This window comes from Kibdelosporangium aridum, from assembly GCF_900176515.1.
In the GTDB taxonomy this organism is placed as follows: Bacteria; Actinomycetota; Actinomycetes; order Mycobacteriales; family Pseudonocardiaceae; genus Kibdelosporangium; species Kibdelosporangium aridum.
This window is the reverse complement of record NZ_FWXV01000013.1, coordinates 18,879-39,403: the sequence shown is the minus strand read 5'-3', so window position 1 is coordinate 39,403 and position 20,525 is coordinate 18,879. Positions and strand designations below refer to the sequence as shown.

Below are 20,525 nucleotides of genomic sequence, written 5' to 3'. Positions count from 1 at the left end.
CGATGGAGTAGACCCTACGTATGTAACCGTTTTCGCTCGGTTACATCGACAGGGTGCAACACCGACCTTCACCGCGTCAGTCAAGGGAGACCGACAGTGAGCAGCAGTCACACGAGACGCGATGTCCTTCGTGGCGTCGGCCTCGTTGCGGGCGGAATGCTTGCCGGAACCGGTTTCGCACTGTCGGCACTGCCTGCCGCCGCTGAGGTCAAGCCGCCAGACCAGTGGAGACTGGTACCGCAGATCCTGGCAAGGATCCGTCCGCCCACGTTCCCGCACCGGATTTTCGACATCACCGCGTACGGCGCCGTGGGCGATGGACGGACCAAGAACACCAACTCCATCAACAACGCCATCGAAGACTGCAGCCGGACTGGCGGCGGGCGCGTGCTCGTCCCGGAAGGCACGTTCCTCACCGGCGGCATCCGCATGCGCACCGGCGTCGACTTGCACGTCGCCGCAGGCGCAACCCTGAAGTTCAGCAATGACCCCAAAGATTTCCTTCCCCTCGTACTAGTGCGCTGGGAAGGCACGCTCTGCTATAACTACCAAGCGTTCATCTACGCCTATCAGCAACGCGATATGGCGATCACCGGATCCGGCACCATCGACGGCGACGCGCCCAACGGGCCGTGGCCGAGCTGGGGCGCGGGATCCACGCCGGAGCTGCGCAAGATGGGCGAGGATGGCGTGCCAGTGGAACAACGGATCATGGGCGAGGGCAAACGAATGCGCCCCAACATGATTCAGTTCATTGACTGCCAGAACTTGTTGTTCCAAGATGTGTTCCTGCGCAACCCTGCAATGTGGACACTGCACCCGGTCTTCTGCACGAACGTGACCGTTCGCAACGTCCACATCTACAGCACGAACTCGCAAGGCGATGGCGTCGATCTCGACTCGACGAGCTACGCGCACGTCATCAACTCGCGGTTCAACACCAATGACGACTGTGTCGTCCTCAAATCTGGTCGGGATGCCGACGGGCGGCGGATCGGCATCCCGACCTCCAACGTGGTGGTCGAACGCTGCAAGTTCTCCGGCCGATGGGGTGGGATCACCGTCGGTTCGGAGATGTCCGGCGGAGTGCGCAACGCGTTCTGTCGGGACTGCGAGATCAACGCGCCCGGCTTCCCCGGGCGCTACCCGATCAAGCATGCGCTGTACATCAAGACGAACAAGGATCGCGGCGGCGTCATCGACGGCATCCACTTGCGAAACATCAAGGGCCGCAACGTGGAGCGCGAGATCCTGTTCGTCAGCATGTACTACAGCGGCGGCGGATCGGGCACGCACTTCCCGCAGATCAACAATGTCACGGTCGACGGCATGACGATCGCCGGCGGCCGCAAGGCCATTCACTTCGACGGCTTCCCCGAGAGCCACATCCGCGACGTGACGATCGCCAACAGCGAGTTCACCGCAATCGTGGAGCCGAACACCATCCGCAACACCGACAACATCGTGCTGCGCAACGTGCGCATCAACGGCACACCGGTTGACTGACGCCCTTCACCCTGCATTCGAAGAGGTCGGAATGTCGCAACTCTCCCGTAGGTCTGTGCTGCTCGGCGGAACGGCCGCCGTGCTCGCAGCCGGATCACCCGCACTGGCAGCGCCCAATGTCGACTGGTCGGTCGAGGTCGTCCGGTCCACAATGGCACGACACACACCGTCCACATTAGGCGGCTGGGGCTACACACGCGGACTCTACCTCTACGGGCAGTACTTGGTGTACAAACGGACCGGCACCCAGTCGTACTTCACCTACATCAAGTCCTGGGTGGACAGGTTCGTCGACAGCAGTGGGAACATCAGCAACAGCTTCAACAACCTCGACTCGATGCGATCCGGTCAGTTGCTGCCCATCCTGCACCGGGAAACCGGACAGCAGCGGTACAAGACCGCGGCCGACAAGATCCGCAACCGGTTCAACAGCTATCCACGGACGTCCGACGGCGGCATGTTCCACGCCACCAGCAAGGTCGGGCAGCTGTGGGCCGACGGTGTCTACATGGCACAGCCGTTCATCGCCGACTACGCCAAGCAGTACAACCAGACCTATGGTTTCGACGAGGCCACTCGCAACATGGTCGCGTACTTCACACACCTGAAGGAAACCAACGGCCTGCTGTACCACGCTTATGACGCCGACGGATCCGAGTCGTGGGCCAAGAACCCCGGCCGCCACTCGGCGTACCACTGGGCCAGGGCGATCGGCTGGTTCGGCATGGCCGCCATCGACATCCTGGAAGTGCTGCCCGCCACTCACCCTCGCCGCCAGGCGCTGATCGACATGATCAAGCACCTGGCGGTTGGCTACCAGCGCTTCCAGGACCCGGCGAGCGGCCGGTGGTGGCAGGTGGTCGACCGCGGTACGACCTCAGGCAACTGGCTGGAGACCTCAGCTTCGGCGATGTATACCTTCATGGTGTCGCGCGGCGTGGAACGCGGCTATCTCGACCCGGGTTACAAAGCCGTTGCCAGCAAGGGGTATCAGGGCGTTCTGGCGAAGATCTCGCTCGGCTCGGACAACCGGACGAACCTGCGGGACATCTCCGAGGGCACGAACGTCGGCGACCTGAACTACTACTTCGGCCGCAAGCGCAACACCAACGACTTCCACGGCCTGGGTGCCTTCCTGATCATGAACGAGCAACTGATGAGAACCGGGGGCTGATCGGATGCGGCGGCTACTGGCGATTTCGGCGGCCGCGGCAGCGCTTGCCGTGTATTCGGGTGGTGCGTCACCCGCGTACACGGCTTCTGCCGCTCCAGGACTATCGTGGACAGTCGAACACTCCCCGTTCCGCCTCGTCTACACGAGTTCCGGCAAGCAGATCACCGCGCAGCTGCCCGGGATGGGCTACCGGCTCGCCGATGGAACCGCACACACCTTGACCGCGTTGCGCTCGTCCAATGGCGGCACGTACACGGTGGACACTTCCGAACCCGGCCGCAGTGCGACCGTTGACGTGGTGCGCACAGATCGCGGCTTGCGAGTGTCCATGTCGTTGCAACCGGCGACGGATGTCGTGCAGGTTTCCGAAACCTTGGTCGGCTCCACATCGGAGCATTTCCTCGGCGGCGGCGCGCACACGATGTTCATCGACCTGCGCGGCAAGACTCTGCTCAACAAAGCGGTGTTCGTCGGTGCCAGCAACTTCGGCAAGTGCAACAAGAACGGCGCCCCGACACCGTTCTTCGTCAGCTCAGCGGGTTACGGCATCTACCCGGACACGACAGCCATCGGGCGTTTGGCGTTTCCGGACGCTGCACCGGATACACACTGCAACGACGCCCCCGCGCCTTGCCCGGTCTCCTACAACCAGCCAGACCGGATCCAGCTTTGCTTCAAGACCAACCGCCTGGACTACGAAGTCTACGCCGGTGATCCCGCAGCGGTGACCACGTCGTACTTCAAGCGCGTCGGCATGCCGACTTTGCCGCCTCCACGCCAGTTCGCGATGACCAAGTGGCGAGACAAGATCTCCTCGCAGGCCGAGGTGATCGAGGACATGGTGGAACTGCAGAAGCGCGGCATCCCACTGGACACGATCTGGATCGACAACCCGTGGGAGCAAGGTCCGGTAGGCGGGCGCGTGACGTATGCCTGTATCGGTGCGTTGACGTTCGACAACCAGCAGTTCCCCGACCCGGCCGGGATGATCGCCCAGCTGCGGGCCGGTGGCGTGAGCCTGGGAACCTGGGTGGCCCCCTTCCTGAGCAAACAGTCCGACGGAAAGCCTTGTGTCAATGACTATCCGCCAGGTTCGTTCGTCCAGTCGGACCGGACGAACGTGTGGGACATCGACCTGACCAACCCGGTGGCGCGGGCGCACTTCGAGACCAAGCTGGAGAAGCTCTTCCGGATGGGCGTCAACATGGTCAAGGGCGACCGCGGCGAGGAGCACAACTTCGAGCAGTCGACCTTCGCAGGCGGCCCGGGGACGCTGGTGCACAACACCTATCCCCTGCTGTATGCCGAATCCGTCGCCCGAACGCTGCAGAAGGTCCACGGCGACGACTACGCGATGCTATTCCGCGCCGGTTATGACGGGATGCCCAAGGTTCTGCGTGGATCATGGATGGCCGATGCCGACATGAGCTTCGACGGGCTGCGGCTGACTCTTCGGCGTGGCGTCAACAACTCGTTCACCGGGCACCCGGTGTGGGGTTCGGACACCGGCGGATACCGCAGGGTCGCCGACGACTCGCCTTCGCCGTCGTTGTTCACCCGCTGGGCCCAGCTCTCGGCGATCTCGCCGGTGTTCCAGGTAGGAGGTCCCGGCCGCAACGCGACCCCATGGGTCTACGACCAGGCCACTGTGGACCGATTCCGGCGCGCGGCGGTCCTGCACTACGAACTGTTCCCGTACCTCTACCGGCTGGCGCAGCAGGCGTCGACGACCGGAGTTCCGATCACCCGGCCGATGGCGTTCGACTACCCGCACGAAGAGGCGGCATGGCGAGCCGACCAACAGCTGATGATCGGCGAAGACCTGCTCGCCGCGCCGGTGACAGCCGACCGCGCAGAAGCTGACGGCGCGGCGGGCAGGCCCACCCCGGTCGACGTCTGGCTGCCCACGGGCAAGTGGATCGACCTGCACAACGGCAACGTGGTCGAAGGCGGCCGGTGGGTGGTCCGTGAGTCCACCTTGGACGAGTTCCCGCTGTATCTACGAGCGGGTGGCGGAATCGCGTTCAACCAACGCGACCCGGACATCTGGCCGACACCGTGGGGCCTGAACGACATCAACCCCAAAGACCGCACCGGCTGGCTCATCTCACCGCACGGCGGCACATCGGTCACCAACCACACCGGCGGCAAGGTGGAGACCCGGCGAATGGGCAGACTTCTGGAAGTGCGAGTCTCCGGTTCGGCAAAGGAAACCCAGATCACCATCCCCGGCCCAGCGCCAATGCTGGCGTCGATCGATGGCAGCCACCCCATGCCACGCTCATCGCCAGAACAACTGCGCGGCAAAGCCACCGGCTGGACGACCAAGGACGGCCCCTTCGGCGGGACAATCCTGAAGGTCCCCGCAAACTCGAAGGTGCTGTTGGTGATGGCCTAGGTAGAGCAAGGCGCGCCCAACCAAAAGCCCTGCGAGAAGGCAGACCTGGCCCGATGAGGCTACGGCATGCCACCGACAGAAATCGGTGCGCGACCTGAGCACCCCCCGATGACCCAAAGTACAGAGGGGATATGACAGAAAGAGGGGCAAGGCGCGCCCAGAGCCAAAGCGGAGGCGCGCCAGAAGCACAGTGGAGGCGCGCCCTGGCCCAAGTGGAGGCGCGCCCGGAGCACGAAAGAGGCGCGCCAAAAGTGGTAGTCGGCGCGATTTTGTGTGGAGTGGCGCCGCAAATAAGCTTGTCGGCGGGGCAGGGCCGCAGGTCCTGCCCGCTTTCCCTGCCCTTTGCGGCGCAGAGGCTCCACACCAAATCGCGCCGACCAGTCACAGGAGCGCGCCGAAGGCGACCACAGCGCGCGCCGCAGTGAGCCAAAGCGCGCCGCAGTAGGCACAGAGCGCGCCGCGGCGACCAATAGAAGAAACCCCAACCGTCAGGTGCGCCGCCGCCGCACGGCCCAGACGATGAGCACGATGCCGCCGGCGACACAAACCAGGCCGATACTCGTCCACAGCCGCTCACCAGTCATAAAACTGCCGGTGATGTAGCCGAGGCCTTGGCCGGTCCACACGCCGCCCACCAAGACCAGCAGGACGCCAAGCACGATCGGGAGCCACTTACTCATACGTCATGATCTCACCATGAAGTCCCGTTCCGCGAGCGGACGGTCGACAACACGCACATCCCCGATCCAGCCGTAGAACGTCTTGTCGATCTTCCGGTCGTACGTGTACGCACCCATCAGCCACACATCGTTGGCCGTGGAGATCCCGACAGCCGGAGTCGACGGGTTGCGCAGCAACCGAGCGCCGTCGACGTACAAAGTCGTGCAGCGGCCATCGTTCACCACAGCAACGTGCCACCACTTGCCCAGCGGCAACTCATGGCCCCAGTTGGTGGAGATCCCGTTCTGGTTCAACGGGAACGTCGCCCACTGCAGAGCATGCCCGTCGGACAGGCTCAACGTCGCCACGGGCTCGCTGGGGTCATCACCCGTTTTGCCCGCGTCACGCCCAGTGCCGAGCCGGGACAGCAGAGCGCCCCACGCGTGAGAGCTGTTGAAGTCCGTTGGCAGCTTGAAGAACGCCTCGATCGTGTATCCACGCTGGAACGTGGCCCGGTTCAACGGCGCACCGGACACAGTTTTGAAGTACGCCCCATCAAGGAAGACACTCCCATGCCCGGGCTGTGACGCATGGTGCTCAGGCGACCAAGTCGGGGTACCCGAAGCGACAAGGTCGTTGCCGTTGCCGGACAAGTCACGAAGATCGCGGGAGTCGAACCGCCAGTACGCCACCGTCCCCGGAATCACCATCTCACGGGCCGGGCGCGACGCAACCGGGGGAACCGGCGCGAACCCGGAGAAACGCTTGGCGAAGTCCATCTCCACGCTGAAGTAGTCCAGCGGCCCGGACCGCTCGATCTCCTGCTGCGCCAGCACATTCAGCTTGCGCTGGGCCAGCAGCCACGGCGAGAACGTCTGCACGTCGATCACGCCGCGGGCAAGATCGAAGTGGTACAGCCGGATCATCGCGCTGCCGCCGTAGTACCGGTCCTGGTAGTTGGTGATGTGCGCGTGCACGTCGTTTCCCGCGCTGTTGCGCAAGACCGTGCGGCCGGGCGGCCAGAAGTGCCCGTTCAGCGTCAAGAAGATCTGGTCGTTGTCCTTGACCAGGTCGTTCCACAGGCGCTGGCCGAAATCGGACAACACCGCGTTTCCGTCACCGCTGTCGGCGTGCACGAACTCGTGGGTCGTCAGAATGACCGGGCTACGCGGATGCTTGCGCAACACATCCCGCGCCCACGCGATACTTCCGGCTGACGGGCGCCAATCCAACGCCAGGACTACCCATTCCCGGCCTGCGGCACGGAAAACGTGGTACGAGTTGTAGCCGTCACGAGTCGCGCCACGGAAACTCGGGCTGTTGCGAAACCGGGCCGGGCCGAAGTTGTCCAGGTACGGACTTGGGCCACGCTGGTCGTCCTTGGACGCGTCGATGTCGTGGTTTCCGGCGAGCACGCTGTACGGGAACCGGTCGAGGATCCGGAATGTCCGGCTGATCGAGGAGAACTCGGACGCGAGGCCGTTCTCGGTCATGTCACCGAGGTGGGCGACGAAGACCATGTTGTGCTCGCGTGCGCTGTCCACAATGTAGCGGAGGGACGCCTCGAGTGGCGCTGCGTCACCACGATCACGGTCGTAGAGGTACTGCGTGTCCGGGATGACCGCGAGGGTGAACCGTGGACTGTCCGTGTCCGGCCGCGCCCCGCCGGATGGCGAGGCCGCAGCCGGAACGGGCAGTGCGGCGGCAGCCGGGATCAGCCCGGCATTCAGGAGAAAAAGACGTCTGCTCGAAGACACGCCGGGAAACTACGTCCCGGAAAAGAACTCGGCCCCAACGGAATGTGAATGTCTACAGCTCATACGTGTCACCGGACAGCGAACCGTCCGGCAACCGCGGCGGCTTGATCCCGGCCTGGGTGAACAACTCGCCCAGTTCCAGGTTGAGCCTGCTGACCAGCATCCGGTAATCCGGCACCGGGCGCAACTTGTCATGCATGACGGTCCGCGTGAAGGTCTGGACCTCCGAGCCCCTTGTCGGCCGCAGCCGGTTGACGTCCAGCTGCAACTCCGCGTGATCGTTGCGACGCCAGATGGTCAGGCTCCACCACTCGCGCACGTCACCGGACATCCCGCCGTGCTGTGGCCCACGGGGTATGCGCCAAGACCATGACTCGACCCAGCTGCGCAGCTGATCGGAACTCACTTCCACGGCGCTCCCTGGGCGAGGGTGATCAATCAGGAGGAAGAGTACAACGGACTACACAGATCTTCCCGCTTCACCTACCCGCGACTGGAGTTGTGGTCATTGGATTCATGCACGCACCATTCGTGACTTCATCCTTATGAAACCCGGGTGAGCGCGTCCGGCGTCAGCTCGGCGGGCGAGCGGTAACCGGACAATCCGACTGTCAGGTCGAAGTCGGCGAGAATGCTCCGGAGCGCGTGCCGCACACCGGCTTCGCCCGCATGCGCCAGTCCCCACACGAACGGACGGCCGATGAGCACTGCTTTTGCACCCAGTGCAATGGCTTTGAACACATCGGCACCCGTCCGGACGCCGGAGTCGAACAGAACTTCGAGCCGATCGCCCACCGCGTTGGCGATCGGCGGCAACGCGTCCAGCGAAGCGATCGCACCGTCGACTTGCCGGCCACCGTGGTTGGACACGACAATCCCGTCCATTCCGGCATCGGCCGCGCGCCTGGCGTCGTCGACGTGCTGGATCCCTTTGAGCACAATCGGTCCGTCCCAGTGCTCACGCAGGAACGGCAACGCCTCCCAGTCGCGGTCGGCGCCGGTGAACATCTGGATCCACTTCAGCACCGCCATCGGCGTGTCGTCCTCCGGCGTGTCGGCCAGACCGGACCGGAACACCGGGTCGGAGAACGGGATCGCGGTACCGGTCCCGCGGATGAACGGCAGGTATGAGTGATCGAGATCGTTGGGCCGCCACGCCAACGTCCATGTGTCCAACGTGACCACAAGCGTGCTGAACCCGGCTTTGGCCGCCCGGTTGAGGATGCTGACGCACAAGTCCGGGTCGTTCGGCCAGTACAGCTGGAACCACCGCGGCCCGGTGCCGCTCGCCTCAGCGACGTCCTCGATCGTATTGGAGGACGCTGTCGACAAGACCATCGGCACGCCAAGCGCACTCGCGGCACGCGCGGTCGCCAATTCGCCGTCCGCATGCACGATCGACTGCACGCCGACCGGCGCCAGCAACACGGGCGCGGGCATCGGCGTTCCCAGCACTGTTGTCGACAAGTCGCGCGTGGCTGCATCGCGGAGCATTCGCGGCACGATCCGCCATTTGTCGAACGCCTCACGGTTGGCGCGCATCGTCGCACCCGATCCGGCTCCGCCCTCGACGTACCAGAACGGCCCAGGCTCCAGAATCTCGCGGGCCGACTCGGCCAGCCTGGTCGCGTCTGTGGTGAACGCAGGCCGCTCGCCCGCCAGGCCGTGCAGGTACAGCTCGTTCTGGTAGCCGCCGAAAGGTTGGGTCATACCCCAAGAACTTACTTACTTGGGATGGCTCCTGCGCCAGATGGCGAGCGCGGCCACGACCACACTGGCCACACTGGTCACAAGAACGATCGTGAGCGGGTTCAACGTCTGCGCGCCGAGCGCGACCAGCACCGTCCACACGATCAACAGCACCGACGAGAGCCCCAGCAGCCCCGCGGCCACGGCCAGCATCCGGTGGTCGAGCAAGGTCTTCTTCACCGGCACGCCCCGCGCGAACTTCACCCACGCGCTGCCCACCACGAACACCACGAACAGCAGCAACACCAACCCGAACCAGCCGAGGACGCTGTAGGTCTCGTCCATCCCGACCAACATCAGCACCAGGCTGCCGATGGCGAGGCCGATCGACGCGCGCCGCAGCGCCAGCCACAGCCCGAGCTCCTCGATCCGGCCGAGGTGCACCTGCACGAGGGGTTCGGCTTGGGCGGGTGTGGTGGTCGTGCCGAGTTGCGGACGGCCTAGCCGGACCAGGTTGGTGCGGGCGTGCTGGTTGGCTGGATCGATTTTGATGGCCTCGTAGTAGGCGCGTCGCGCGGTTTCCTTGTCGTGCACGCGCAACGCCGCGTCGCCGAGGACTTCGAACGGCCGGGCCTCGTTGTTCGCCAGCTGGATCCCGCGGCACGCCGCGGCGAACGACTCCTGTGGATCGTCCGTGCCCAGCGCCTCGGCCAAAGCCACGTGGCAACGCCAGTCCTGGGAGTCACGCCGTACAGCTTCGCGCGCGGACACCACAGCCTCGTCGCGCCTGCCCAGTTCCATCAAGGCAACACTGGCGAGCCGGTAGCCCCACGAGCGTTCGCCGTGCCGGATCGCCTGCTTCGCCGCGTCGAGCGAGGATTCCGCGTCGCCCGCGTCGAGGTACGCGGCGCCAAGATGACACCACGCTTCGGAGTGCGTGGGGTGCTCGTCCAGCACCCCACGCACTACGTGGATCGCCGCGTCGGAGTTACCGGCAGCGGTCAGATCGGCCGCGCGACGTAACGCGACCGCGATCGGCTCCTCGGCCATCCTGACTCCCTGGATCGGGGTTTCGGATGGCCACAGTCTTGCACTCTCCGCTCTATGCCGGTTTCACTGAGTCCACACCCGGACGGTTCTCGCGCCACCGTCCCCTGGTGAAGTCGGGAATCGGTTGCGGCGCGCCGCCTTGGTCGATGGATTTCGAACTCAGCGGCACGGGTGCGCTCCACACCGCGCCGTCGTACACATCCATGTCCGGGACCAGGCCGAGCCGCATCGTCTGGATGGTGCGGTACACCATGTAGTAGTCCATTCCGCCGTGGCCACCGGGTCCGGGCGGGACGTCTGTCCACAACCAATGGTCGTAGGACTTGTACTCGTCGAAATTCGCCCATTGGTGGTTGGTGTTGCGCGGTTCGAGGTAGATCCGGGGTGGATAGTCCTCGAAAACGCCCTTGGTACCGGCGATGTGGTTGAGCCTGCTGTAGGGGTGCGGAGTGGACACATCGTGTTCCAGCCGGATGACCCGGCCTTTGGCTGTCTGCAACAAGCTGATGGTCATGTCGGACTCGACGTACCGCTCGCGCCACGACGAATCGCCGGGCTCCTCATGCGCTTTGCGGTACTCCGCGAGACCGAGGGCGGGCGTACCCATCGACGAGATGCGCACGATCCGGTCCCCGCGGTTGATGTCCATGTACCCAGCGACCGGACCCAGGCCGTGCGTCGGGTAGAGATCCCCCTTGAGGCGTGACTTGGTGTGCCACGCGCGCCGCCATTCCCCTGCGTAGTACGTGTCAGAGAACAGCAACTCACGCAGGTCATGGTTGTACGCGCCAGCACCGTGCAGCAGTTCGCCGAACAATCCTGCGTGAACCATGCGCAGGATGCGCATCTCGTTCTGGCCGTAGCAGCAGTTCTCCAGCTGCATGCAGTGGCGTTGGTAGCGCTCCGAGGCGTCTACCAGCTGCCACAGCTCGTCCATTGACGTTGCAAACGGTGTTTCCACACCGACGTGCTTGCCTTCACGAACCGACGCAAGCGCCATCGGTACGTGCCATTCCCACGGCGTGGCGACGTAGACGAGGTCGATGTCGTCGCGCCGGAGCATGTTCTCGTAGTCGTGGTCGCCCTTGGTGTAGAGCGCCGGCGCGGGTTGCCCCGCGTCGGTGACAGCCTTCGCCGCGCGGGCCGCGGCCGTAGCGTTGACGTCGCACAACGCGGTGACTTTGACGCCGGGCACCGCCAGGAACGACCCGATCATGCCGCCGCCCCGGTTGCCGAGGCCGATGATCGCCAGGCGGACCGTGTCGTGCCGCTCGAACGGCACGCCGACCATGCTTCGCCCCCGCTGAGGTGGGGCTTCCTGCTCCTGCGAGGCCTCGGCCTGGGCCCCCGACCCCAGGCCGAGCGCTGCACCAGCCGCGAGCAACGACCGGCGGGAGACCTGATCGCTCATGACACCTCCTGCGCGAATCTGCACATTCGAGCTCGATTGCAAGCAGATTCACACAGTTAGCGGGAGGTGTCAGCCTACTTTCGGACCAAACATCCGGTTCATGTTCAACCGAAGTTCAGGCCGAAGTTCAGGCTGTGCTTCAGGCTGAGCTTCAGGCAATGGCGGCGAGCTCCTGCACGGACTTGAACGCGTTCTCCTTCGAAGCGTCCGCGATGTGCTGGAACTGCTTGAGGTGCTCGATCGAGTAGGCCAGCGTCATCTCGGTGTGGATGAACGTCACGTCGTCCAGCCCGAGACCCTCGAAGTAGTGCCGCAACAGCGGCTCCTGGTGGTCCCAGTCCTCTTTCGGGGTGCCCGGCGCGTAGGAGCCGCCACGCGCGGTGGCCACGAACACCTTCTTGCCGGTCAGCGGCCCCTTGCCCGACTCGGGGTCAGCACGCAACTCCGGCACGAGCACGTGGTCCATCCACGTCTTGATGGTCGACGGGATCGTGAAGTTGTACATCGGCACACCCAGCAGCACGACGTCCGCGGCGAGCAGTTCGTCACGCAACGGCTTGAACTTGTCGTACTCAGCCGCCTGTTCCGGGGAGCGCTGGCCGGCGGGCGTGTTGCCCGCCGCCATGTACAGACCGGTCACGTGCTCGACCGGCTCCACCGCGAAGTCACGGTACGTGTACCCGCCATCCGGATTGGCCGTCTTCCACGACTCGGCGAACGCGGCGGTCACCGGCCGGGAGTGCGAGTAGGCGCCCTGGATGCTCGAGTCGATGTGCAGCAAGTTGGTCATAACCGAGAAGATACGAACCGAGATGTTCTGAGTCAAGAATATCTTGAGTAGTGCGCATCACGTAAACTTGGAATGTGGACGAGACGGTCAAGTCAGCCGAGGCGATCACGCAGCAGTGCCTGCAGCACTTCGACGTGAACTGGTTGATCAACAGGGCGGCTCATGGCCTGCGCGAAGCCATGGACGCCGAGGCGAACGCGCATGGTACGAGCATCCGTGGCCACATCGTGCTGACTGCCCTTGTCCAGAACGACGGCCGCCCGTACAGCCAGCTGGCGCTGGGACACGCGCTGGGTGTGGACAAGACCACAATGACCGCTCTGCTGGACAAACTGGAGCGCTCCGGCCTCGTCGTGCGTACGCCTGACCCGAACGACCGGCGCGCCCGGATCCCGGTGATCACCGAAGCGGGCCGGGAACTGCAGGCCAAGCTCTACGACCTGCTCAAAGCGGTCGAAGCCCGCGTGCTGGACCCGTTGACGCCCGAGGAGCGCGAGACCCTCCGGTCGTTGCTGCGCAAGATCATCCCGATGGAGCACGTCGAGGGCTCGTGCATGTGAATGCGCCCGGCCGGGTCCGGATCACGCTGATCCTCGGCTCGTTGTCCGCGTTCGCGCCGGTGTCGATTGACATGTATCTGCCGGGTTTTCCGGTAATGACGGCCCAGCTCGGCTCTTCCGCGTCGGCGATCCAGCTGACGCTGACCGCGTTCGTGATCAGCCTCGCGCTCGGGCAGGCGATCGCCGGGCCACTGTCCGATGCCTACGGACGGCGACGACCGCTGATCTTCGGCCTCGTGCTGTACGCCATCGCGTCGGTCGCCTGCGCCTTCGCCCCGACGGCGTACACACTGGTGGCGTTCCGGGCTTTGCAGGGATTGGGCGCGGCGACAGGGATCGTCATCGCTCGCGCCGCGGTCCGGGATTTGTACTCCGGCACCGCGCTGGCCCGGTTCTTCGCCAGCTTGATGCTGGTCACCGGGCTCGCGCCGATCCTGGCGCCGGTGATCGGCGGCGAGTTGCTGCGGTTCACGTCATGGCGCGGGATTTTCGTTGTCCTGTCGGTGTTCGGCGCGCTCCTGCTGCTGTCCACTGTGCTCGGTCTGCCCGAGACACTGCCGGACGAGCGCAGGCGGCCCGCCCGGCTCGGCCCGGTGTTGCGGTCGTACGGCGGGCTGATCCGAAACCGGTTCTTCCTCGGGTACTGCTTGACTTCCGCGCTGCTGTTCGCCGCGTTGTTCGCGTACATCTCGGGATCGCCGTTCGTCCTGCAGAACATCTACGGCTTGACGCCACAGCAATTCAGCTGGGTGTTCGGCGCGAACTCGGTCGGGATCATCGTCGCCGGACAACTCGGCGGCTGGTTGACTGGCCGCTTCCCGCTGCGTGGTCTCGTCGCCGGCGGTCTCACCGTGGGTCTGGCCGGCGGTGCCGGACTAATGGCCGCGGTCACCGCCGGCGCGGGGTTGGTTCTGATCCTGATTCCGTTGTTCCTCATCGTGTCCAGCGTCGGCATCGTGATGCCGAACGCCGCCGCGCTCGCACTGGCCGATCAGGCGGACAACGCCGGTGCGGCGTCCGCGCTGATCGGGATCACCCAGTTCATCGTCGGCGGCAGCCTCGCCCCGCTGGCCGGGCACGGGGCGCTGGCCATGGCGGTGCTGATGGCCTCGTTCGCCGTCGGGTCGACGCTGGCTTTCGTCGTACTAACCCGCCACCAGGCGAACGGCCAGGACGATGATCACTCCGCTGGAGACCAGCGCGGTGACCAACCGGCCACGCGAGCCGGTGAGCACGCGTCCGACAAGACTGCCGCTGCCGGCGAGCAGCAGTTGCCAGCTTGCTGACGCCAGCAGCGCGCCGAGGACGAACACCATGCCGTGCACCAGATCCGGCACAACGTCGGCCTGCATCCCGAGCACCAATGCTCCAAAGTAGATGATCGTGGCCGGGTTGAGGACGGTCAGCCCGAGTAGTCCGAAGTAGGCACTCCGGGCGGTGACTTCCTTGCGCTGGCTTTGCTTGCGCGCATCGACGACCGTCTTGATCGCCAGCCCGGCAAGCACGATCGCGGCGGCCCACCGCATGGGATCCGCTACCGGCTCGATCACCTTGGCCAGCGCGGCGCCACCCAAAACCGCGGCGAGGGCGTACAGACCATCCGCTGTCGCCACACCAAGGGCCGCGGCCGCACCAACACGCAACGAGGTTCTCGCGGTCAGGCTGATCAACAAGGCACCGATCGCCCCGACGGGGATCGCGACGCCGTAACCAGCCACTACTCCCGCAACGAAAGCACTGATCATGATCAGCGCTCACTTCTTGGGAGCGTCGCACCTCCAGGACACACGCTGCTGTCGGCGCGTCCCCATCGCCGGCGCGACAGGCAACTTTCGTAGCAGCTCTCTCATGGGTTCGAGGGTAAGCACCGGCCTCAACCGATTTACCGAGGGTAACCGGACAATTACGGAAGTTTCGGGCGAGGTCTTGAGTTTGGCTTCCGGTCAACGAGATAGTGGGGGTCGCCGCCACGTATGTATGGAAAGTTTCCTAATAAAGGAGACCCGATGCGGAAGTTCCTTCTGCTCGCGGCGACCCTGCTGGCGGCCGGCACCGTCGTGCCGACCGCTACCGCGAGCGCGAGCGCCACTCCGATGGCGGGCCCGTCGGCCAGCCAGCTACTGGCGAAAACCCAATCCTGCCGCCAGATCTCGAACGGGAAGTACAAAACAGACAGTGAACTAGGCCGGACCATCTCGGTGTGCGACGCCAACGGTGCTGTCTGGTGGCGAGCGGACATGGACATCGACTGCGACGGTCAACGCACCGCCCGGTGCAACGAGCAAACCGACCCGTGGTTCCAGCCCGACACCGCCTTCCACCGCTCGGACGGCAAACCGCTGATCGCCGACCAGACGCACTTCATCGTCGTGCCGAGCCCCAGCAGCACTTGGCGCTACACGTCTTCCGGTCTGGCGGGCGCGGGAGCGTGTGCGGTGGTCTACAACAACAAGGTCCTGTACGCCTCCATCGGCGACACCGGCCCGGCCGACATCATCGGCGAGGCGTCCTACGCCACCGCGAAAAGCCTTGGCATCAACCCCGACCCGGCCGTCGGCGGCACCGACGGACCGGTGACGTACATCTGCTTCAAGAACTCCAAGGTCCGCCCGATCGAAAGCAACTCGGCCGCGACCAGCGCCGGCGAATCACGCGCCAACCAGTTCGTGGCCAACAACTAGCTCGCTGCGGCGGCCCCACGGCGTTCGCCTGGGGCCGCTTCCTATGCGTTGAGCACGACAGGGACGCGGAGTGGCCCATAGGTCAGGAACGAAGGGCTGTAAGCGATTTCGTCGACCGGGATGGTGGCCTTCATGTCGGGCAGGCGGTTGAACAACGCGGAGAGCGCCACCTCGCCTTCGATGCGGGCAAGCGGTGCGCCAAGGCAGTAGTGCGCGCCATGCCCGAACGCCAAGTGTCCTTTTTGGTCACGGGTGATGTCGAACTGGTCCGCGTCGGGTCCGTGCTGCGCCGGATCCGTGCCACCGCCGCCGATGCACAGCAGCAGTGCGTCACCCGCCGGGACGTGGACGCCCGCGACTTCGGTGTCAGCCAAGGCGTACCGGAACAGTGAGCCGTAGACCGGTGGTGTGCGGCGGAGTGCTTCCTCGACCACGTCGGCCCACCGGTTCTGGGTGATCGCGAGGGTGAGCTGGCTCGGGTTGGCCAGCAGGCCGACGATCGCGTGGCCGAGCATGTGCAGTGTGGTCTCGTGGCCCGCCACCAGGATCAGGAACAGACACTCGACGAGTTCCTGGTCGGACAACTCGTCCGCGGTGTGCTCACGCACCAACGCGCTGGTCAGGTCGTCGCCGGGGTCCTGGCGTTTCCACTCGACCAGGGCACTCATGAATGTGATCAACTGGTGCCCGGCGAGATGGGTCTGTTCGGCCGTTGCCTGATGGGAGAACAAGGTACGCGTCCACTCGCGCAACCGAGGGCGGTCGCCCGCCGGAATGCCGAACAGCTCGCAGGTGACCGCCATCGGCACCTGTTCGGCGAACGAGGACACCAGGTCGACGGCGTCGCCTTTGGCGATCACGTCCTTGATCAACGAGTCGACGATCTCGGTGACGCGCGGCCGGAGCGCCTCGATTCGGACCAGGGTGAACTCGCTGCCCAGCAGGTCCCGTAAGCGCGCGTGGTCAAGGCCGTCGCGCATCAACATGTGTTCGCCGTACACCAAGGGGAGAAACGGCCAGTCGTTGGGCACTCTGCCGTCCTTCAGAGCCGCCCAACGCGAGTAATGCTTGGCAAATCTCGTGTTGTCCCCCTCAAGGACCTCACGAACCGCGGCGTGCGTGGTGACCGCCCAGACCTGCACCCCGCCAGGGAGTTCGACCGGGATAACCGGACCAGCCGCACGGAACCGGGCATACGTCTGCGGAAGCTCCTCCCCCATCGCCGGAAGCCGGTAAACCGCGGTCACACCACCAGCTTGACCACCCAGGTCGCGGAACACCAAGGGATTGGCAAACTGTTGCCGGGCAATGAAGTTGGACGCCGGTCAGAGGCCGGTCAGAGGCCACGGTGGACCGACGCGGGCCGCCACATCGGGTACAGCCTCGGCCCGTTGTCCGGCAGCGGGATCGGGCTGCCGGTCGGCTGGAACCCGAGGTGGACGTACAGCGCGAGGTTCCGCCGGTTCGTCGCTTCGAGGTACGCGGGCATGGCCGCGACGTCCAGTTCCCGTAACCGGTGCTGGACCAGTGCCGTCCCGATTCCCCTGCCCTGCAATTCGGGCAGGACCGCCACGAACGCAAGGTAGTGGTGCGGCATCGCCGGATGCGCCTCTTCCATCGCACGGTGCAAAGCATGGAAACGCGGCGCGTACGGCCCGCACATCACGTCGATGCGCTGGTCCAGGTCACGCGGCATCCCGTTCGGCGGACCGAACACCGCCGGGTACCACACCGAAACGCCCGACAGCTCTCCCCCGGCGAAGACCTCGCCGGCACCCAGCGCGTGTTCGACGGCCATCGCCCAGTAAGCCGGGTAGATCCGGCGGCGGTGCTCCGGGTCGGGCACGAGCCATTCGGCGATCTCACCCTCCACAAAGGCCTCACTCAGCACCCGGCTGACCGGGCCGACCGGGTGGTCGGAGCCGACGCGGAACACCTCGTGCCGGATCGGCCCCATCGCCAGGCCTGGGCTGGTGACCGACGGGATCACGCCGGAGGAATCCGTGCGCTGCGGCAGATCCTGGCTGGCGCGGCCGATCACGCTGTTGGCGCCGAGGCCGATCGCCGCATAGGTGGCCGGCCGCCGTGACTTCAGGTAAGCCCCCCAGGCAATTCCGGCGATGCCGAACACCGCGAAGCTCGACGGCAGGATCCACACTGCCGGGTGCCCGCTCGGCAGGCCGAGCAAGTACGAGTACTGGTCCAACGTCAGCCACAGCACGACGAGCAACAGCACCGCCGCGATACCTGGGGACACGAACTTGTGCCAGGTGTTCTCGCCGGTGTCCGTGCGCCTGCTGAAGTACCCGATCACCGAGATCGACGTCAGCACCATCAGGATGATCACGCCGAGCCCGCCGAAGGTCGTGCCGATGTACATCAGGTCGATCAGCGGATCCAGCCCGGCCACGACCGACACGATGATCACCAGGAAGGCCAGCACAGTCTGGGCCAGCGATCCCACGTACGGCGATCCAGTGCGGCGGTTCGTGGAACCGAGCCCGGCGGGCAGGACCTGTTCGCGGCCCAGTGCGAACAGGTACCGCGCGACTGTGTTGTGGAAGCTCACCAGCGCGGCGAACAGGCTTGTCACGATCAGGACGCGGCCGATGTCCACGATCCACTGGCCGAGGAAGCCGCCGTTGAAGTTGAAGATCAGGTCGGCCTGCTGCTGGGTCGCCGCGTCGACGATCCTGTCCGGGCCGATGCCCACGGTCAGTGCCCACGCGGAAACGGCGTACAGCACACCGACGAACGCCACAGCGATGTAAGTCGCTTGCGCCACAGTGCGTTTCGGGTCACGGCTCTCTTCGGCGTACACCGCGCCGCCCTCGAAGCCCACGAAGCCGGTCACCGCGGTCACCAGCAGCGCACCCACACCGGCGGCCAGCAGGTTGGACGGCGCCAGCGAGTCGAAGGTGATCGTCCCGCCGGCCGGGTTGGTCAGCTCGACCACGTTGAACACCAACATGATCAGGCACTCGGCGGTCAGCAGCACGGCGAGCACCCGGCTGTTGAAGTCGATCCGCAGCACGCCGAGGACCGCGATCACCAGCCACGCCCCCAACGCCAGCGCCCACCACGGCACGTTCCAGCTGAACCACGTGGTGAGGTGGCTGGCAAGCACCGCGCCGAAGCCGCCGTACAGCCCGATCTGCATCGCGTTGTACGCCACGACAGCGACGAACGATGCCCCGACACCCGGGACTCGGCCAAGGCCTTGCGCCACATACGTGTAGAAGGCACCCGCATTGGTGATGTGGCGCGACATCGCGACGTAACCGACCGCGAACAGGGCGAGCACCACGGCAATCACCGCGTACGCGATCGGGATACCGATGGTCTTCGTATTGGCGAACGCGAGCACAGCACCGCTGCCGATGACGGTGAGCGGTGCGGCCGCGGACACGATGAAGAACACGATCGACGAGACACCGAGGCGGTTTCGCGCCAGCGCGGACGACACGCGACTGGGCCCCACGCGCACCAGCGCGGTGCTCTGCGTCGAGGAGATGGTTTTGTCTGCCAAAACAAGGCTCCTTAGTCAGCGGCGACGGCCAAGCACCGCGTCGCCAACCGCGGCCTCAGTCTGCTTGGCGAGTTCCAGCAGTGGCGCCGGGAGTGCACGGCGCATTTCGTCCAATTGGGACCGTGCCCGATGCGGTCCGTGGTACCAGAGCAGCGCCGACAGCAGGCCGGTCGAGTGCGCGAGCGCGGCCAGCGTGACGTCCTGCATCAGCTTGTGATCCATGCTGATCCTGGTGAACTCGAGTCCCGGGTGCGGCCGCGCGAGCAGGTCGTGCAGCCGGACTTCGGGAATCAGGGCTTGTTCGGCGTTGACCGCCCGGTACTGCACGGCCGGGCCGCCCCACCATTTGCGCTGCCGGACCTGGGCGAGGTGCCCGGCGACGTGCAGCCTGCTGCCCACCTTGTCGCGCGCGTCCTGGCTCAGGTACTCCAGCCAGACACGGATGCTGTGCGGTGGTTCGGTGACGATGTCCCGCAGCATGCTGGCGGCCAGCTGGTCGTTGGGCGGTGACGGGTCGAACACGATCACCCTGCCGTCGACGATCTCCAGCCTGCGTTCCAGCACCAGCTCGGCGAGCAGCGCCCCGGCGAGGCCGAGTTCGATTCCGGTGTCGTGCAGCCGCGGCACGATGGTGGCCGCGTCGTGGTTGTGGGCGACCAGAAAGAACTCGTCGGCAAGCCGGAGGTGGGACGAGGAACTGGGAGCTCGGCCGGTCACCGCTGCCGTTCCGAGGTACTCACCCGGCAAAACGGATATGCGATAGTTGCAACGTCAACTGTCGAGTCCGTCAGCCAGGGAGGGTCAAGCACCGCAACAGGATGCCACCGACGATCACCGGCTTACACGATCGAAGGTCTCTCGTCACCCGATTGGTCGAGTCGAAAATCGCGGATATACCAAACTGTGGCCGTTCTCCGGCCGTATCACCTAGTAGGCTCGGCTAGTTCAAGATCGACAACTACGGGACGGAACGGGTTCGGGAAACAATAGTGCGGAAAACCTTCGCGGACGCGTCACGGCGTCGCACGGCAGCCGTCTCAACGACGGGCAGGGAAGGCCTTGGCCAGACAACCGGGGAGGTAGGACAAAGGTGAACACCCGCAAGGAATGGTCGGTGAGCTGCCGCGACATCGCGGGTCGGCGACGCGACCTGACGGTGTTCGTCAGCGGTGGGCGTGTGGTGCTCGTCTCCCCGCCGGGCGAGACGGCCGTGCTGACCCCACTTGACGTGGGCAGACTGCGTGCGGCGCTGCGAGATGCGGTAGTGGACGCGTCGGTGATCCATGAGCAGTAGAGTTTGATTCCTACTCGTCAGTAGGT

The 20,525-nt window shown here is 65.2% G+C and carries 17 protein-coding genes and 1 pseudogene; 7 read left to right on the top strand and 11 right to left on the bottom strand.

From position 1 onward, the window contains the following. The first annotated feature begins 96 nt into the window (after positions 1–96). From B9C43_RS47370 to B9C43_RS47360, 3 genes are read left to right on the top strand one after another with little or no spacing between them, the layout of a single operon-like run. Positions 97–1,506 (top strand): glycoside hydrolase family 28 protein, encoded by a 1,410-nt coding sequence (locus tag B9C43_RS47370; RefSeq protein ID WP_200826032.1) that lies wholly within the window; start codon positions 97–99, stop codon positions 1,504–1,506. A 31-nt stretch (positions 1,507–1,537) separates the two neighbouring features. Beyond that, a complete protein-coding gene (locus B9C43_RS47365; protein ID WP_084433895.1) occupies positions 1,538–2,680 on the top strand; it encodes a glycoside hydrolase family 88/105 protein in 1,143 nt (380 codons plus the stop codon). 4 nt (positions 2,681–2,684) lie between these two features. After that, complete coding sequence (locus B9C43_RS47360) at positions 2,685–5,078, top strand: TIM-barrel domain-containing protein (protein WP_084433894.1); 2,394 nt, start codon at positions 2,685–2,687, stop codon at positions 5,076–5,078. A 488-nt stretch (positions 5,079–5,566) separates the two neighbouring features. On the opposite strand, the gene B9C43_RS47355 is transcribed toward B9C43_RS47360, so the two are convergent. From B9C43_RS47355 to B9C43_RS47325, 7 genes are all read right to left on the bottom strand, one after another. Further along, positions 5,567–5,758: a hypothetical protein gene (locus B9C43_RS47355; protein WP_084433893.1), complete on the bottom strand. Its 192-nt coding sequence runs from the start codon at positions 5,756–5,758 to the stop codon at positions 5,567–5,569. Positions 5,759–5,761: 3 nt separating this feature from the next. Then, on the bottom strand, positions 5,762–7,495 hold the full coding sequence (locus B9C43_RS47350; protein WP_084433892.1) for a LamG-like jellyroll fold domain-containing protein: 1,734 nt from the start codon (positions 7,493–7,495) through the stop codon (positions 5,762–5,764). Between the two features lie 52 nt (positions 7,496–7,547). After that, positions 7,548–7,901 (bottom strand): hypothetical protein, encoded by a 354-nt coding sequence (locus tag B9C43_RS47345; protein ID WP_143447100.1) that lies wholly within the window; start codon positions 7,899–7,901, stop codon positions 7,548–7,550. A gap of 137 nt (positions 7,902–8,038) precedes the next feature. After that, a complete protein-coding gene (locus tag B9C43_RS47340; RefSeq protein WP_084433891.1) occupies positions 8,039–9,205 on the bottom strand; it encodes a lactate 2-monooxygenase in 1,167 nt (388 codons plus the stop codon). 15 nt (positions 9,206–9,220) lie between these two features. Beyond that, positions 9,221–10,234, bottom strand: a complete 1,014-nt coding sequence (locus B9C43_RS47335) for a tetratricopeptide repeat protein (RefSeq protein ID WP_051896946.1) — start codon at positions 10,232–10,234, stop codon at positions 9,221–9,223. Positions 10,235–10,286: 52 nt separating this feature from the next. Next, positions 10,287–11,645: a Gfo/Idh/MocA family protein gene (locus B9C43_RS47330; protein WP_084433890.1), complete on the bottom strand. Its 1,359-nt coding sequence runs from the start codon at positions 11,643–11,645 to the stop codon at positions 10,287–10,289. A gap of 151 nt (positions 11,646–11,796) precedes the next feature. After that, complete coding sequence (locus B9C43_RS47325) at positions 11,797–12,435, bottom strand: FMN-dependent NADH-azoreductase (RefSeq protein ID WP_084433889.1); 639 nt, start codon at positions 12,433–12,435, stop codon at positions 11,797–11,799. A gap of 74 nt (positions 12,436–12,509) precedes the next feature. Between B9C43_RS47325 and B9C43_RS47320 the strand changes: the two genes are divergently transcribed. Further along, the gene (locus B9C43_RS47320) at positions 12,510–12,995 is read left to right on the top strand and encodes a MarR family winged helix-turn-helix transcriptional regulator (protein ID WP_051896945.1); all 486 of its coding nucleotides are present in this window, start codon (positions 12,510–12,512) and stop codon (positions 12,993–12,995) included. Beyond that, a pseudogene (locus B9C43_RS47315) lies at positions 12,986–14,149 on the top strand (multidrug effflux MFS transporter); the annotation flags it as partial. The gene B9C43_RS47320 and the pseudogene B9C43_RS47315, both read left to right, overlap by 10 nt. On the opposite strand, the gene B9C43_RS59080 reads toward B9C43_RS47315, so the two are convergent. Further along, positions 14,141–14,740: a LysE family transporter gene (locus B9C43_RS59080; protein ID WP_084433887.1), complete on the bottom strand. Its 600-nt coding sequence runs from the start codon at positions 14,738–14,740 to the stop codon at positions 14,141–14,143. The pseudogene B9C43_RS47315 and the gene B9C43_RS59080 overlap by 9 nt on opposite strands. A gap of 261 nt (positions 14,741–15,001) precedes the next feature. Between B9C43_RS59080 and B9C43_RS47305 the strand changes: the two genes are divergently transcribed. Beyond that, positions 15,002–15,676 carry a glycoside hydrolase family 75 protein gene (locus tag B9C43_RS47305; protein WP_084433886.1) on the top strand — a complete coding sequence of 225 codons (675 nt, stop codon included), beginning with the start codon at positions 15,002–15,004 and terminating at the stop codon, positions 15,674–15,676. A 41-nt stretch (positions 15,677–15,717) separates the two neighbouring features. Here the strand turns inward: B9C43_RS47305 and B9C43_RS47300 are convergent, their stop codons facing one another. From B9C43_RS47300 to B9C43_RS47290, 3 genes are all read right to left on the bottom strand, one after another. Next, the gene (locus tag B9C43_RS47300; RefSeq protein WP_084433885.1) at positions 15,718–16,923 is read right to left on the bottom strand and encodes a cytochrome P450 family protein; all 1,206 of its coding nucleotides are present in this window, start codon (positions 16,921–16,923) and stop codon (positions 15,718–15,720) included. A gap of 89 nt (positions 16,924–17,012) precedes the next feature. After that, positions 17,013–19,205: a GNAT family N-acetyltransferase gene (locus B9C43_RS47295; protein ID WP_084433884.1), complete on the bottom strand. Its 2,193-nt coding sequence runs from the start codon at positions 19,203–19,205 to the stop codon at positions 17,013–17,015. Positions 19,206–19,220: 15 nt separating this feature from the next. After that, positions 19,221–19,922, bottom strand: a complete 702-nt coding sequence (locus B9C43_RS47290) for a GOLPH3/VPS74 family protein (RefSeq protein WP_160097234.1) — start codon at positions 19,920–19,922, stop codon at positions 19,221–19,223. A 373-nt stretch (positions 19,923–20,295) separates the two neighbouring features. On the opposite strand from B9C43_RS47290, the gene B9C43_RS47285 reads away from it, so the two are divergent. Then, a complete protein-coding gene (locus B9C43_RS47285) occupies positions 20,296–20,499 on the top strand; it encodes a hypothetical protein (protein ID WP_033389357.1) in 204 nt (67 codons plus the stop codon). The last annotated feature ends 26 nt before the right edge of the window (positions 20,500–20,525 follow it).

Excerpts from the sequence above, each read along its gene's own strand:
- B9C43_RS47365 (WP_084433895.1), top strand. The coding sequence starts at position 1,538 with ATGTCGCAACTCTCCCGTAGGTCTGTGCTGCTCGGCGGAACGGCCGCC.
- B9C43_RS47360 (WP_084433894.1), top strand. The coding sequence starts at position 2,685 with ATGCGGCGGCTACTGGCGATTTCGGCGGCCGCGGCAGCGCTTGCCGTG.
- B9C43_RS47355 (WP_084433893.1), bottom strand. The coding sequence starts at position 5,758 with ATGAGTAAGTGGCTCCCGATCGTGCTTGGCGTCCTGCTGGTCTTGGTG.
- B9C43_RS47340 (WP_084433891.1), bottom strand. The coding sequence starts at position 9,205 with ATGACCCAACCTTTCGGCGGCTACCAGAACGAGCTGTACCTGCACGGC.
- B9C43_RS47335 (WP_051896946.1), bottom strand. The coding sequence starts at position 10,234 with ATGGCCGAGGAGCCGATCGCGGTCGCGTTACGTCGCGCGGCCGATCTG.
- B9C43_RS47330 (WP_084433890.1), bottom strand. The coding sequence starts at position 11,645 with ATGAGCGATCAGGTCTCCCGCCGGTCGTTGCTCGCGGCTGGTGCAGCG.
- B9C43_RS47325 (WP_084433889.1), bottom strand. The coding sequence starts at position 12,435 with ATGACCAACTTGCTGCACATCGACTCGAGCATCCAGGGCGCCTACTCG.
- B9C43_RS59080 (WP_084433887.1), bottom strand. The coding sequence starts at position 14,740 with ATGATCAGTGCTTTCGTTGCGGGAGTAGTGGCTGGTTACGGCGTCGCG.
- B9C43_RS47305 (WP_084433886.1), top strand. The coding sequence starts at position 15,002 with ATGCGGAAGTTCCTTCTGCTCGCGGCGACCCTGCTGGCGGCCGGCACC.